Source organism: Streptomyces sp. NPDC015532, assembly GCF_043078065.1.
Taxonomy (GTDB): domain Bacteria; phylum Actinomycetota; class Actinomycetes; order Streptomycetales; family Streptomycetaceae; genus Streptomyces.
In genome coordinates, this window is record NZ_JBIBSY010000009.1 from 188,596 (window position 1) to 203,218 (window position 14,623).

Annotated in this window: 12 protein-coding genes; 6 read left to right on the forward strand and 6 right to left on the reverse strand. The window is 64.7% G+C overall.

Features of this window, described 5'->3' with window-relative positions:
- Window positions 1–28 precede the first annotated feature (28 nt).
- Entirely contained in the window at window positions 29–916 is an 888-nt protein-coding gene (locus ACF07B_RS25865) for a hypothetical protein (protein WP_392180687.1), read from the reverse strand.
- A 245-nt stretch (window positions 917–1,161) separates the two neighbouring features.
- Entirely contained in the window at window positions 1,162–1,668 is a 507-nt protein-coding gene (locus ACF07B_RS25870) for a dual specificity protein phosphatase family protein (protein WP_369484498.1), read from the reverse strand.
- A gap of 99 nt (window positions 1,669–1,767) precedes the next feature.
- On the opposite strand from ACF07B_RS25870, the gene ACF07B_RS25875 reads away from it, so the two are divergent.
- The gene (locus ACF07B_RS25875; protein ID WP_392180688.1) at window positions 1,768–2,571 is read left to right on the forward strand and encodes an NERD domain-containing protein; all 804 of its coding nucleotides are present in this window, start codon (window positions 1,768–1,770) and stop codon (window positions 2,569–2,571) included.
- A gap of 337 nt (window positions 2,572–2,908) precedes the next feature.
- On the opposite strand, the gene ligD is transcribed toward ACF07B_RS25875, so the two are convergent.
- Window positions 2,909–3,790, reverse strand: a complete 882-nt coding sequence (gene ligD, locus ACF07B_RS25880; protein WP_384233151.1) for a non-homologous end-joining DNA ligase — start codon at window positions 3,788–3,790, stop codon at window positions 2,909–2,911.
- Between the two features lie 62 nt (window positions 3,791–3,852).
- Between ligD and ACF07B_RS25885 the strand changes: the two genes are divergently transcribed.
- Together ACF07B_RS25885 and ACF07B_RS25890 are read left to right on the forward strand one after the other, a co-directional pair.
- Window positions 3,853–5,007, forward strand: a complete 1,155-nt coding sequence (locus ACF07B_RS25885; RefSeq protein ID WP_392180689.1) for a Ku protein — start codon at window positions 3,853–3,855, stop codon at window positions 5,005–5,007.
- Between the two features lie 504 nt (window positions 5,008–5,511).
- Window positions 5,512–5,952: a VOC family protein gene (locus tag ACF07B_RS25890; RefSeq protein ID WP_392180690.1), complete on the forward strand. Its 441-nt coding sequence runs from the start codon at window positions 5,512–5,514 to the stop codon at window positions 5,950–5,952.
- A 574-nt stretch (window positions 5,953–6,526) separates the two neighbouring features.
- Here the strand turns inward: ACF07B_RS25890 and ACF07B_RS25895 are convergent.
- Window positions 6,527–6,655, reverse strand: coding sequence for a hypothetical protein (locus ACF07B_RS25895; protein WP_392180691.1), 129 nt, complete (start codon window positions 6,653–6,655; stop codon window positions 6,527–6,529).
- A gap of 684 nt (window positions 6,656–7,339) precedes the next feature.
- Between ACF07B_RS25895 and ACF07B_RS25900 the strand changes: the two genes are divergently transcribed.
- A complete protein-coding gene (locus ACF07B_RS25900) occupies window positions 7,340–7,669 on the forward strand; it encodes a hypothetical protein (RefSeq protein WP_392180692.1) in 330 nt (109 codons plus the stop codon).
- Between the two features lie 773 nt (window positions 7,670–8,442).
- Here ACF07B_RS25900 and ACF07B_RS25905 read toward each other — a convergent pair.
- Both ACF07B_RS25905 and ACF07B_RS25910 read right to left on the reverse strand, forming a co-directional pair.
- Entirely contained in the window at window positions 8,443–9,252 is an 810-nt protein-coding gene (locus tag ACF07B_RS25905) for a hypothetical protein (RefSeq protein ID WP_392180693.1), read from the reverse strand.
- Between the two features lie 229 nt (window positions 9,253–9,481).
- Window positions 9,482–10,189: a hypothetical protein gene (locus ACF07B_RS25910; protein WP_392180694.1), complete on the reverse strand. Its 708-nt coding sequence runs from the start codon at window positions 10,187–10,189 to the stop codon at window positions 9,482–9,484.
- A gap of 488 nt (window positions 10,190–10,677) precedes the next feature.
- Here ACF07B_RS25910 and ACF07B_RS25915 point away from each other — a divergent pair, with 488 nt between their 5' ends.
- Window positions 10,678–11,631 carry an AAA family ATPase gene (locus tag ACF07B_RS25915; RefSeq protein WP_392180695.1) on the forward strand — a complete coding sequence of 318 codons (954 nt, stop codon included), beginning with the start codon at window positions 10,678–10,680 and terminating at the stop codon, window positions 11,629–11,631.
- A 14-nt stretch (window positions 11,632–11,645) separates the two neighbouring features.
- The gene (locus ACF07B_RS25920; protein ID WP_392180696.1) at window positions 11,646–14,057 is read left to right on the forward strand and encodes a S8 family peptidase; all 2,412 of its coding nucleotides are present in this window, start codon (window positions 11,646–11,648) and stop codon (window positions 14,055–14,057) included.
- The last annotated feature ends 566 nt before the right edge of the window (window positions 14,058–14,623 follow it).

Consider the following 14,623-nt stretch of genomic DNA (forward strand, 5'->3'; position numbering starts at 1 on the left):
GTCCATCGCGGCAGACGCAGCGACCGGCTCACGGGGTGCTCGCGGCGGGGGAGGGCGCCGGGGAGGCCGTGGGGGAGGCCCGCCGCGCGGAGGGCGACCGCGCCGAGGTGGGTGACGGGGGCCGCACCGGGCTGGGCGACTTCGTCGGTGGCGGCGGTCCGACGCGCAGGATCTCGTCGCGGGCGGCCAGCATCGCGTCCTGGTGCGGGTCCCAGGACCAGACCGTACGGAACTCGTAGCCGGGCAGGGTCGAGGGCGAGCGGATGATCACGTCGCGGCCCGCCAGTTCCACGCTGACCACGCGGTCCGCGGTCCCCATGACCTGCACCAGCCGGTGGCCGAGGAACGTGTACACGCGTACCGCCAGCTGGTGGGCGGGGAACCGGATGCCGAGCACCATGTCGGCCTTCCCGTCTCCGGTGAGATCGCGGTAGTACGCCCGCAGCACCGGGCACGTGCGGCCGCGCGCCCCCGGCCGCCCGCAGTCCTTGAGCAGCCGCGCGGTCTCGGCGTACGCCGCGTGGGGCCCGGTGTACTCGTCCGGATGGGCCGCGACCTCGGCGCGTACGACCGTGACGGGATCCAGGGCGTGGATGTCGTCGCCGGGAGCCGTGACGCCCTTGACCGTCTCGGTGTCCGCCTCGCCGTAGTCGATCGCGGGCGTCGCGGCGGGCGGGAGCTGCGGCCACAGCCGGGTCGGGCCCACCGCGGTGGGGGTCGCGCCGGCGCTGTGCAGATCCCCGGAGTCGCCGCAGCCCGCCAGGGCCGTCGCCAGTACGGCGGCGACGGCGGCCCCGAGGAGAACGCGACGGGGCCCGCCGGTACGAGCGGCCTTTCGGGGCCGGGGCAGGGGCCGGGGCCGAGATCGAGGCGGGGGCTGGGGCCGGTGCCCTCGCGCGTGGCGACTGCGGATCACTGCGCTCCCGTGTCCGGGCCGCCCCGTCCGCGGGCGCTGCCGCGCCGCTACCGCACGAGACCGGCGAAGGAGTGGAGGTCGTCCGGAGGGTGACCGCCGAGGACGGGCACGCCCGGGGCGACCGGGCACGACACGGGACGGCCGGCCACCCCGCACCCCTTATTCATACAGAAATCCCTTTTGTGTGCATGGGTGACACCACTCCTGTATCCCCCCTCGCCGCGGGAGATCCCGCCCACTGTCGTCTACTCCGCGAGCTCTTCGAGGAGGCGTGCCGTCGGGAGCCCGGCCCGCAGATACTCCACGAACAGCTCGTTGTGCAGCGCCCAGGGCGAGCGCCGGGCCCGGATCAGCCGTATCGCGTCGTCGGCGGTGTACCCCGCCAGGACGAGCGCGTGCGCGACGACCAGCCCGGAGCGGTTGTACCCGTGATGACACCGGACGAGCACCCGGCGCCCGTCCTCCAGCGCGTCGTCGGCGGCCCGCGCGAGCCGCATGACCCCGGTGAGCTGCGTACCGTCCAGCGGCCCGTCCGGGATCGGCCACACATGATGCTCGACCCCCGGATCGGGCCCGTGCCCCGGCTGCCGCAGCAGCGTCAGGACCAGGTCGAACTCATCGTTCACGACGGCGGATTGTGGCTGTCCCGAACGTCCCGCGAACTCGTGGCCGCCCATCCACAGGCCGGGCACGATCTCACTCCACGGGCTGTCCGGGGCCGGAACATCCGGATACCTTCTGCGAGTTCGCAACGGCGCCTCCCACCCAACTGCCCCAACTCCTGCCAAAGGTAACCGGGTTCTTGCCCCTGGAGCACCCCGCCTGTTCCCATGGTCATGGGGTGATGGTGCATGAACGGACTGCGCGTCGTACCGGCCCGGCGCCACGGACAGGAGCGCCTGTACGTGTGCCTGACCGACGGGAGGAGCGTCGCCTGGTACGACCGTGACACGGCCAGGGTCAGTCTGCTCAGCGAGGACCGGCGCGAGGACGTGCTCGGTGTTCTGCGCCCGTTCCTGACCGGCCCGGTGACGGTCGGACCACCGCCCGTACCGACCTCGGCCGAGCTGGCCCGCCTGACGCTCCACCCGGACGACGACCTCGCGCCCAACCGGCCGGGCGAGGCCCTGGTGATCGACCTCGACCGGGATCCCGGCCCGGCGCACCGGCTGCGCCCCGACCCGCGCCGCCGCGCGCTCGCCGCCGAGCAGACCGTCGGCGCGGCCCTCGACCGGCTGGAGGGAGGGGGCGTGCACATCCTGCACTCGGTTCCGCTTCCGGGCGGCGACCGCGTCCATCACCTGCTGATCGGCCCCGCCGGCCTCTTCTCCTTACACGCCCTGCACGCCCACAGGCAGCGCGTCCTGATCACCGACCCGATGGTCACCGTCGGCCGCCGTGCGTCACGCCCGCTGCTCCGCCGGGTCCGCGCCGACGCCGACCGCGCGTCCCACGCCCTGACCGCCGAGGTCCACGCCGTCCTCGTCGTGGTCGGCCCCGCCCGCCTGGACGTGCCGACGCCTCCGCGCGAGGTCCGTGTCCTGCGGGACACCGACATCGCGGACCTCGCACGGCTCGGCGGGGTGCTCAAACCGGCGGACGTGGAGGCCCTGCACGCGATGGCCCGGGACCGGCATACGTGGCTGCGGGTATGAACCGGGACCACGTCGGTCGGCGCGGCCCTCGGACCGGGGCTGTCGGACCGCAACGGTCGGGCCGGGTCGTCGGGCCGCGGATATCGGGCCCCGGCGGCCGGACTGGGCTGTCGGACCGGAGGTCGATCTGGTCGTCGGACCCGGAGGCCGATCCTGGACGTCGATCCGGACTGTCGGACCGGGACGTCGATCCGGGAGGTCGATCTGGGTTGTCGGACCGGGAGGTCGATCCGGGAGGTCGTCCGCGCCCCTCGCCTTGCGTCCCGCGCCCCGGCGTCCATGGCGGGCGTCCGGCGTTCTCCGGTGTTCAGACCGGCCGGCCGGCGTGCTCCGACGTTCATGGCAGCCGTCCGGCGCGCTCCGCGTCGAACAGCGGCGCCAGGAGATCACCGAAGTCCTGAACGCGGGGCGGGATGTCCGTTGCCTGGAAGGCCAGTCGGTCCGGCGACCCGCACTCCTCGACCTCCTCCCAGGTCACGGGAGCGGACACCGTCGGCTCCTCCCGGGCCCGTAGTGTGTAGGGAGTGGCGGTCGTCTTGCGGGCGGCGTTCTGACTCCAGTCGACGAACACCTTTCCCGGGCGCAGGTTCCGTGTCATCCGGTGCACGACCCGCCGGGGCAGCGCCTTCTCCGCCTCCACGGCCAGCTCCTTCGCGTACGCGCTGACGTCGGCGGACGGTGTCGGCGCGACGGAAGCCAGCAGATGCAGCCCCTTCGACCCCGACGACTTCGCGTACGCCTCGATCCCGTCGGCGGCCAGCCGCTCACGCAGCCACAACGCCACCTCGCAGCACTCCACGACCGTGGCCGGCGCGCCCGGATCGAGGTCGAAGACGATCCGGTCGGCGATCCCCGGCGTGCCGATCGTCCACTGCGGCGTGTGGAACTCCGTCACGAGGTTCGCCGCCCACATGAGCGAGGCCAGATCCTGGACGAGGACCATGCGCGCGGGTCCCTCCGTGCGCGGAACCTCGGCGGTGGTGACCCAGCCGGGTGTACCGGGCGGAACGTTCTTGGTGAAGAAGACCTGCCCGTCGGGCCCGTCGGGATAGCGCAGGAAGGAGACCGGCCGGTCCCGCAGGTGGGGGAGGAGGACGTCCGCCACCGTGGCGTAGTAGTGCAGCACCTCGCCCTTGGTGAATCCGGTGGCCGGGTGGAGGACCTTGTCGAGATTCGTGAGCGCGAGCCTCCTGCCCTCCACCTCCGTGATCGGCGTCATACGATGACAATCCCACGAAAACGGCACAAACCTTGCTCAAAGTGATCTGAAGGGTGCTGAACGTGCGATCCATCTGGAACGGCGCCATTTCCTTCGGCCTGGTGAGCATCCCCATCAAGGTCATGAACGCCACCGAGAGCCACGCGATCTCCTTCCGCCAGATCCACCTCGACGACGGCGGCCGCATCCGCTATCGCAAGGTCTGCGAGCTGGAGGACAGCGAGGTCTCGTCCGCCGAGATCGGCAAGGCGTACGAGGACGTGGACGGAACCCTGATCCCGATCACGGACGAGGACCTGGCCTCGCTGCCGGTCCCGACCACCCGGACCATCGAGATCGTGGCCTTCGTCCCGGCGGAGCGCATCGACCCGCTCCAGATGGACACGGCGTACTACCTGGCCGCGAACGGCGTCCCGGCCGCCAAGCCGTACATCCTGCTGCGCGAGGCCCTCAAGCGCAGCCAGAAGGTCGCCGTGGCGAAGTTCGCGCTGCGCGGGCGGGAGCGGCTCGGCATGCTGCGGGTCGTCGACGACGTGATCGCCATGCACGGCCTGCTCTGGCCGGACGAGATCCGGGCCACCGACGAGGTCGCCCCGGACACCGCCGTCACGGTCCGCGACAAGGAACTCGACCTGGCCGACGCCCTGATGGACACCCTCGGCGAGGTCGACCTCGAAGACCTGCACGACGACTACCGCCAGGCGGTGGAGGAACTCGTCACCGCCAAGGCCGAGGGGCACGAGGCACCCGCAGCGCCCGCCGGGGACGAGGCCGGCGGCAAGGTGCTGGACCTGATGGCGGCCCTGGAGAAGAGCGTGCGCGCGGCCAAGGGGGCGCGGAGCGACGAGTCCGGAGCGGCCACCGGGACCGGCGAGGACGCCGAGGTCACCGAGCTGCCGTCGGGCAGGACGCGGGCCCGCGGGTCGGCCGGTACGGCACCCAAGGAGGTCGGCGGAAAGAAGTCGACGTCGACGGCGAAGAAGACCGCGGCGAAGAAGACCACGCCGAGAAAGTCGACGACGAAGTCGACGGCGGGAAAGAAGTCGACGGCGGGAAAACGGACGACGGAGAGCCGGGCGACGAAGGCGAAGTCGGCCGCCGGGACGGACGCGAAACCGTCCTCCAGCACAGCCGCCTCCCGGACGACGGCCAAGAAGACCGCCACGAAGAAGGCGTCCGCGAAGAAGCCGACCCCGCGCAAGCGGGCATCGGCGTGAGAACGCGAGGACCCCTCACCGCGTTCGGAGAGGCCTCGAAGCCGAACCTCTGCCACCCCGGCAGACGAAAGCCTGGTGAGATGCCGGCCTTCATGTAGCCGGCGATCGCGTGGTCCGGCACGTCGGCTGCTGCTTGCGGCCCCCACTGTGCTTGGCTGAAGAGAGCTGACGGGGCGTGTTCTTCGCGAAGAAAGCATCCCGAACCCGGAGACGGCCGCGACGAACGGCGAGCCGAAGAACCACGCCGCCCGTGCCCGAGTCGGAGACCAGGGGAATCCGGCGGCGCGCTGCGCGGCGGCTCGCCCCCGATCTGCCGGGGCCATGTCGCCCGGCAGGCCGACTTGGTCGGGTTTCGTCCGAGGCCCATCCGGTGAGGTCGATCACGGGACAGATGATCGTGCCGCGGGCGGAGGCGGTGGAGCCGCTTTCCGGTGAGCGTGATGCCGACTCCGCCGGGCACCAGGGGCCAACCACCGGCCGCACGAGGAAGAAGGAGAGACAAGCATGGCGATTCAGCGGATGGACAACGTCGGCATCGTCGTCGAGGACATGGACGCCGCCATCGCGTTCTTCGTGGAACTCGGCCTGGAACTGGAGGGCAGGGCACAGGTCGAAGGCCTCGTCGCCGACCAGTGCACCGGACTCGACGGCGTCCGCTGTGACATCGCGATGGTCCGGACCCCGGACGGGCACAGCCGGCTGGAGCTGGCGAAGTACCGCAGCCCCGCGGCGATCAGCGACGGGCCGCGCAACCGGCCGCACAACGTTCTGGGCACGCACCGCGTCATGTTCGCCGTCGACGACATCGAGGACACCGTGGCCCGCCTGCGCCCCCACGGCGCCGAACTCGTCGGCGAGATCGCCCGGTTCGAGGACAGCTATCTGCTCTGCTACGTCCGCGGCCCGGAGGGCATCATCATCGGACTGGCCGAGCAACTGCGCTGAGAGGGAGGAAGGGGCAGAAGGGCGTCCGGACTCCCGCGCCGATCAGGGGCCTCCCGCGGCGATCAGGCAGCAGCCGCGCGCAGGGCGAGCCCACGACGGAACAGAAGAAGCTGAGACCCCCCTCGACATGCCCTGTCTGACAAATGATCGTTTCTCACGTCTGCGGCTTGGGCCGATGGCCTTGCCGTGGCGTGCCGGGGCATTGATGCTGATCCGGTGCCAGGACAGCGGAAGAGGAAACGCAAGGAACGGGACTCATGGGCACGGGCTGCCGCTCGCACCGCTCCGGACAAGGGTCGCTGGGAAGTGGTCTTCGAGACTCGCGATGAGTCGGAATTCCATGCCCACCTCCGTGGCCTGCGTGCCGGGAAGAGGTTCGACGGGGAGCTGGCCCGGATCGACACGCTCTGCGGGCGTCTGACGCATCCGACCACCTACCGGCTGAGCCTGTTCGTGCCGTACCCCGCGGGTGATCCTGACCGCGACAGCCGTGATGACGCATCGTGTGGTGGCTCGGAGTGACTTGACGGACAGATACGGCGGCCCAGACGAGTCGATCCGAAAGCCTGGTGGACTACAGCCTGGGTAGAGCCTCGATGGGTTCCGGAGAGCGACGTTCCTGGAGCCAGTAGAGGTAGACGCGCAGGTCGGTTTCGAGTTCGCCGTCGAGGCAGGTGAGGACGTCGTACAGTCCCGCGGTCACCTCTCGATGGCTCTCATCGGAGTGGGCGGACCATGCGGTGCCGAGGCTTGCGGCCCATGCACGCAGTCGGCTCCGCTCGTGCCACCACGACCGGACAGAGTCCGCGGTCCCGTGCTGGTCTCCGTCCCAGCCGTAGCCGCTGAGGGGGATCGGTCCAGGCGGCGAAGAGCAGCCGGTCGACCTCGACAGCTTTCTTGGGCTGGCGATACACGAACTCCTGTCCCGTCATATCGTCGTAGAGAACGTGACCGGGGGCGGACATCCGCCCGGACCAACAATTGTCGGTGTCGGCGCCGTAGAACGGTCCTGGTACGTTGCGCCAGTTCCGTTCCTCCCAACGGCCCGTCAGGTACGTCTCGGGGTGCGGCAACGCCAGAACCAGATGGGGCACCGCTTCGGGCACCGGAGTGCCGGCAGCAGCTCGTGCGGCCGGGAGCGGGTCCCAGTACCCAGAGTGACCGTTCATCTTCGCCCCTTGCCATCTCCGTCTTCGTCCGCGAGAACGCGACGAGGGTGCCCAGGATCGGTGTTACTCAGCAACGTCGACCAGGAAGCCACGTACATGCTGATCTGGACATACTCGTCCAGCGCGGTGACGAGAAGTCTCACCGGTTCGACTGAGCGAGCATCTGAGTACGCTGCTGCTGCGGCAGGCGAGGCCGGCCGGTTGATGACGGAGGAACCGTGGCGGCGCAGGACGGACCAGTGGCACGTCTACGGGTTGAGAACAACAGTGACGAACTGCTGGAGTTGATCCTGGAGTGCTATGGGAGCGACCACTGGTTGCGTCCCGGCGAGACCTTTGTGGTCTGGACGGTCGGCTCCTCCGAGGGTGATCCCTGGCCTGGGACGACACTCGGCAACGAGCCCTTCCAGGTGAACTACCGGCCAGGTTCGGTAACCGTGCACTTCAATGGGCGCCACGGCTATGTCACGGATGTCGCCGGCAACGAGATCGACTGCGGCCATCGGCGACCGACCGACGCGCCGGCATCGCCAACCGCAACCCGGTGAACCCCTCTCGGTCACAGCACCAGGGCCAGGCGCAGGGAGCCCCGCCACAGAGCATCTGCTCTCTGCCCGGCGAGTCGGCGGTTACACACTCTCGACCGTGCCGGCGAGCCTGCGCCCTGCCGCCGGCGTAGCCCCCAATGGCGCCCAGCGCCGCGCTGACATGCTGATCCCGGCCCCCAGCATTGCTGCCCAGGTCTGATCCACGGTAACGCCCTAAACAGCGGTGGGTCTCTCGCGTGTCGGAGGTGCGTCGTGTGTATGGCAGATAGTGCGCGAACAGTGCGAGACAACGACAAAAGCGGGAGCCAGTGAGACTGACTCCCACTCTCTCATCTAGGCATCCGCCCAGCTCAGCGCGTGATTCTTCCTGGCTGCGCGGAGAGTACCCCGGCAGGATTGGAACCCGCACACACGGCTCCGGAGGGCCCTTGGGCTTTGGATAAAGCGACTGGTCCAGGCGTTAAGCGTCGCTGGACGGGTGGGGCCCGTCCACGAATAGTCCACAGCGCTCTGAGTACCTTGAGGAGCAACAGCCTTCTGGGTAGAGAAGTCAGGCCGCGACGTCCTCAGCACCAAGTGGCAGAGCCCGAGTTCGTCGCGTTGCCTCACCCAACCCCGATACAACGTCGACGCCATGGGCTGGCCCGGCAGTTCATCCCGTCCGCCTTCAATGAGCGGCTATGTGAGACGGGCGTTCTCGGGCCCGAGGTGTGCAGCAGCGACTACCTCTCAGCAGGCAACTTCTCCACCAACTTGATTAACAGGGCCGCTTCTTAGGGGAGCAACCTCAGCAGCGCTGCTGTGGCTGCGATCAGGGTTTCCGCCTCACCTCGGCTATATGTGTGATGCCTTGTGCCAGCATCTGTATGCAAGGCGCCGCTCGCCTGATGCTCCAAATCGGCACGGATGCGTGCCCATCGTTCGTCTGCGGTCTGCTGATCTTGATCTTTTTTGCCCGGCCAGGCCCAGCCGCTCCCCACACGGATCTGCTCCAGGGCGCGGCGCACCTCCAAAATGGCTCCGTCGACGTCATTGCCACCCAAGCGCCGCTGGGCCTCACGTAGGTAGTCGGATCCTGCCTGCTGCGGGCCATCGCCGATTGGAAAGGGAATAGTCATCTCGACGCCGAGAGAACGTCCGAGCCCCTCGACCTGCTGACGCCACCGACTCTCAGCGACCGAGATGTGCTCAGTAACCTGGTTGGCGCCGGGATAACCCTTGGCCTGTGGAAGGAAGCCGCGTACGTCCAACTCCAGACGCAGGTCGCCAGCGCGCTGAGCTTCGAGAGCCAGGATCTGGGCGCTCGTGAGCAGAAACGGTATCGTCGGACGATCAGAACTCACGTTGCCGAAGGCCACAGCTAGCTGCGCCGACCCGAGGAAGGCCCGCGGCGCGTTACCAGACTGTGGCGCATACAAGTCAGCTTCCAGTACAAGAAGGCGGCCGCCGGCGTGGCCTTCAGGAGCACTGACCGACACTGGCACACCTAGCCAATGAGTGCCCATGCCTTGATGAAGCCACAGACTTTCAGCCGGGACGTTGATCACGTACTTACCTGCGTCGTCGAAGCGAAGCTCGTTCATGTCACCCCACACCTCACTGATCGGATTACGTGCCCCGATTGTGATGGCACTGGGGGTTCAAGCACACCGATTTTCCGAGCTCTCCAGCTGCCGCGGATGAAACGCTGCGCAGTGGCTCATGGCGTCGCGAGTCGAGCTGCGTGGCCGATGGCCGGGGACCTGAAGGGAATGAATGAGTCGGCGGGCGCAACACCTCGGAACAGCTGTCACCGCAGAAATGTGAGAGCAACTAGGGAGATTTGCTCTTTTTCTTTTCGCATTCCTCAACTGGACTAACTGAGGTAATTTCGGTGGCTTTTATGCGGCCAGAGATTCCGGTTGAATTTGCGATAATCCAGTACCCGTTGACGAGCTTGGCAGTTTCGCCACAGTAGCGAACGCCACTCTTATCGGTGACGGTGACCTTAGGAGGAACGTCGCTTGCTTGTGGCGCATACGCCATCAGAGCAATTGCTGTTAGGTAAATAGGGATCACAAACAAGGACAGGAAGCGACTTAGTTTTAGTCGACCATGTGCGAGCTTGGTTCCCTCTAGAGTTTCCTGGCGAAACTGATCCCCGGTTGGGTGGATCCGCACTGCCTGCCCTTGGGCCGCCATTGCGGCAAAGACCACGCTGGCTAGGGCAAAGAGGAGCGCCAAAGCCGATGAAATACCCACAGCGATTTTGAATTGCGTATCTCGCAGCGCCGCGAGATCACTTGGACCCCGTACTACGGTCAACGCTGTCAAGAGCCCTGTGATCACCAGGATCGTGGCGCCCCAGCGTTCTGCTGAAGCTTGCACCGCGGCAAGGCTGCTAAAGCGAGCTTCTTCCGCTTTTCGGTCCCACTTCAAATCCTCTTGCGTTACCGGGATATCGACAGGCTCAAAGATGAGATCGCTGACCGGGACCTTCGTAAGGTCGTCAACAGGTGGACGGCGCCTGAAGAGTTTCATGAGCCACTCAATGTTTGATCCTCACGAACGCCATAGCGCCGCACCCTGAGCCTTCAGCAGGTCGTCCAGGGTGGTCCTCAGCGCAAGCGCAACGAATTAGGTAGTTAGGAGCTGGATCGGTGAGCCCTCTGCCCGCCGATTGCCCAGTAACCGAACTGCCAGGAGTGAGCAGTTGAGGCTCGTAAATGATCGAAAATGTAAAATTGTGAGAGCACCCAGGACATGGGCCGGTCACAGCAACTCCACCTTTAATTGGCTTCCTGGTGAAACTTGCCAGTGAATAAGCAAGTTGCAGCTCAGTGCGCTCCAGGTAGGTCGTCTGAGGTTGAGACATGCGTTCGGTGCCCCCGCGCTCTTATTTCCGGGCACGCGCCACTGATCACCTTGCATGCCTGGGTGTGTTGGAGGGTATGATACAGGGCCGTAGGAGTGTGCCAATACGCAGTTGAGCACAGCGTAAGGCCGGCAGTGAGGAGCATCTGAGACATGTGGATGAGGATGCGATGATTCAGGACACCTTGATGGCTACGCTCAGTGATGCCGGTCATCGATCCGACGAGGATCTGACGTCGGCTCTTGAGAGGCGTGCCCGGGAGATGAGGGCAGCCCGTCACGGGAAGCGACCTTTGACAGCACCCAGTCTCAAAACCGTTCCTCTCAGCGATGATGGCATGCCCCTGGTGTCCGTTCAGTCACCTGAGGTGGCGATGGGCGATCTCGTTTTCTCAAGAGAGAACGAAATAATTCTTCGCGAAATCATCGATGAGCATCGAATGAAGTCCCTTCTGGCGTCACGCGGACTTGCTCCTCGGCGACGGCTTCTGCTAGCTGGACCTAGCGGAACAGGAAAGACGCAAACTGCCGAGGCTTTGGCATACACCCTTGGCTTGCCATTGGTCAGAGTCAAACTGTCATCTGTGGTTTCTTCCTATCTAGGACAGACCGCGAGGCATATCGAGAGAATTCTAGACTTCGCCAGCAAGGGTGAATGGGTTCTTAGTTTCGACGAAATCGACATGTTGGCCAGTGACCGCGGAGGCTCCGACAACGATGAGATTAGGCGCGTCGTAACTGTTCTTCTTCAAGAGATGGAGCAGTACGTCGCAGGCAATCTTGTTATCGCCACAACAAATCACGGCGATTTGCTAGATGATGCGCTTTGGCGAAGGTTTGATGAAATACTGGCCTTTAAGCATCCGAATCAAGAGCAAATCGCGGCGCTCTTGAAGTTGAAATTGCGTCGCGTCAAGGTCAAGCTAAACAGGGAGCAGGCAGCTCGCAGTCTCAACGGAATGAGTCATGCGCAAATCGAGGCTGTCTGTTTGGACGCCATGCGTAGATTGGTACTCTCGCATGGAGAGTTCCTAACCACCTCAGATTTGGTGGCGAGCGCACAAGCTCGACGTAAGCGACTTCGTGATGTCGGGCAGGTCGCGGAGTGATCCCTTTACCTGACATGGAACCAATCAGGCTGGATCACATCCCTGTTGAGCGTGTAGGTCTTGAAGGGCCACGGAAGAAGGTGGTTCGCAATCCTGGTGGTCCTCGTCACCCCAGCTCGGATATTCACTCCGAAGACCTGTTCGCTGATGTTGAATTTGTCGTGGACTTTGCGCGAGAACGAGAGCAAGTCCTAGGTATTGATCCGAAACTGATTCTCGTCGTTGAGACAGGGCCGAATCCCGGCGTTGAAGATGAAAAAGACTGGGATCGGGCCGGCCTGAGAGTGGTTGACTCAAGCACTCGGAAAAAGGTCATCGCTTTTAGTAGTGACCCCGAGATGACCAAGTTCGTCCAGCGTCTCAATTCCTACGCTAATGGTCCCGAGGGGAAGCAGAAGAGCGCTCCGTACAGTGCCTTTTTTGATGGCATTGACCACGTTCGACCGTACGGAAGAGCTGACCGTATTGGCCGACACCTGTCTCGGGCCCTGGATTCTGGGATTCATCATGCCGCAAGCGTCCTGGACCTGGAACTCTGGTATCCAGGAGATGCTGAGAAAGCCGCGCAGTGGGTCGCAGATGTCAACGGCGCCGTTGTCGGCAACGGTGGTTCTGTGTTGGATTCCTTTATCAATCCCTCAGTCGGTATTGTTCTTCTTCGCGTCCAAGTTTCCGGGGAGCTGTTGAGTCAACTCCTCAATGTCGACCTCATTGCCACCATTGAGCTAGTAGCAGGAAAGGCCGAGGTCAATAATTCTGCAGGGGAGTATGCCGCTGCGGATCTCACCGGACTTCCTGTGGCTGACAACAGTGCACCACTAGTTGGTTTGGTGGACAGTGGGGTGGCGCTGGACCACCCTCTGATTCGGGGGTGCGTAACAGAAAGCGTCAGTGTAAGCGAGTGGTTTCCCGATGGAATCGATCGCAATGGCCATGGAACCGCTGTTGCATCTGTCCTGGCGCGAGGTCATCTGGAACCGCAGCTGATGAGCGGCGAGTGGGATGCGCCCCTCTGTCGCGTTCTTTCTGTTCGTGTCTTGGATGAGAATAATGAACTTCCTCCATACCGGCTAGCTGCACACGAATTGGAAGACGCTATTCGGTATTTGGCATCCCATGGGGTTCGTGTAATCAATCTGAGCTTGGGGGACCTTAGCGCTGTATATGACGGCGACAGGGCCCCTATACTCGCCGCCCTGTTGGATAGTCTTGCCCGAGAGCTAAACCTTGTCTTCACTATCCCCACGGGGACGGCTTATCCCTCTGACTACTCGGGTGCTTACGGTGAGGAATTTGATCGTGAGTATGTCACTGACCTAGCCAATTCGGACGCGGCAAGGATCGTCGACCCGGCTCCATCGATGATCTCGCTGACTGTTGGCGGGAGTGTAGGAGAGAGTCGAGTTTTGCCCCTTGGCCTCCGATCGGTCGGAAGGTTCGGCTGGCCTTCCCCGATTTCACGTGTGGGTGAGGGGATTTCCGGAGCAGTCAAGCCGGAGTTGATTGCGCCGGCTGGCACGCTTGCTCAGGAAGTGGGATCTTGGGGACTCCGAGAGGTCGATGAGGCCAAGGTTGTTGTTGCTGATGGGAGACCGTCAACGACTGGTGTTCTGACCTATGACATTGGGTCGAGCTTCGCAGCTCCGGTCGTTGCTAGGGTTGGTGCTGGTGTTCAGTCAATTTATCCGGACGCTTCTTCTAATCTAATCCGTGCTCTGATCTTGCAGTCGTGTACCCCAGCAACGGACTTCACTCAAGGAACTAGTGGGCTTACAGCTGGCGAGCGGGAGAAGCTTGTTCGTAGGACCTCCGGGTATGGCACTCCTTCGCTAGATGTTTCCCTGTCGAGTGAGCCGCGAGGAGCCGTTCTGTATGCCGAGGATGAGATCGACATGGATGATGTCCATCTCTATGCTCTCCCCATTCCTGATTCCTTCTTTCAAGGGAGGCGTGCTTCCAGGGGCGTAGCGGTCTCGTTGGCATACGATCCGCCGGTTCGTGCCAGACGGCTTGATTATGTGGGCAGTCGAATGGAGTTCGAGCTGGTACGTGGCCTATCGCCAAACGAGGTCGTCCGACTCTTCCTGGATGAAAAAGTTACGGGTAACGTTCGCGGTTCTGGTTCTCGGTTGTCCCAGTTGAGTGCGAGAAATAGAATCGCGTTCACTCCCAGCAAGACTGTCCGCTCGCAGGGAGCCAATCAGTTCGGGCGCTACATTTGGAAGCAATCTCTGACTCGCATTGGCGAGGGACCTCAGGAATTTCTGTTGGCCGTGCAAAATACGCGACGTTGGGCGCCAGTGCGCAGTAAGCAAACATATGCGCTCGCCGTGCGATTCTGGGTTGATGATATGCTTCCGCCTGTTTATGCTGAGATTCGCAGCAGAGTTCCGCGCGTTCGTCAGCGTGGGAGGGTGCGCCCATAGGTCGGCGGAACGGCTTTGGGCTGGAGCTGCTTTGGCGCGAGTGATCATGGCCCCGTAAGCTTCCGGCGCGTCGGGCAGTCTGTGGACCTGCCCGCTAAAGCACGACGTTGGGGCCATGATTTTCGAGGCTCGCGCCAAAGTGGCTGCCTAAAGCCGTGGAGCCGACCGCCCCAGCCACAGAGGGGTTCCCCTCGGCCGCGCTTGCCGTCCGGCTGGTGGCCTGGTGCGGGATCAGCGGGTCGTACGCACGTCCGCGCATCTGGCAGCGTCGGTCCGCATGCCACCGCCACCGTGATCCGGCCTCTTTCGGTGACACAAAGCGTCTTTGACCTGCACCGTTGGGTATCACAGTTCGTCCCCGTGCCCGTGTTGGAATGTGGCCGCTGTGTGCGGCGACGGACGGGCGGCGCCGTGCGGCCGGTGGCGAAGACATTGAGGCGGCGGGGGGGGGCCCCGCCCCCCCCCCCCCCCCCGGGGGGGGCCCCGGGGTTGAAGCCCCACAGGGGTGAGGCACCCGGGGGGTACGGGGGCGGCGAGGGCCCGGCAGCGGGGGGGGTATGGGGCGA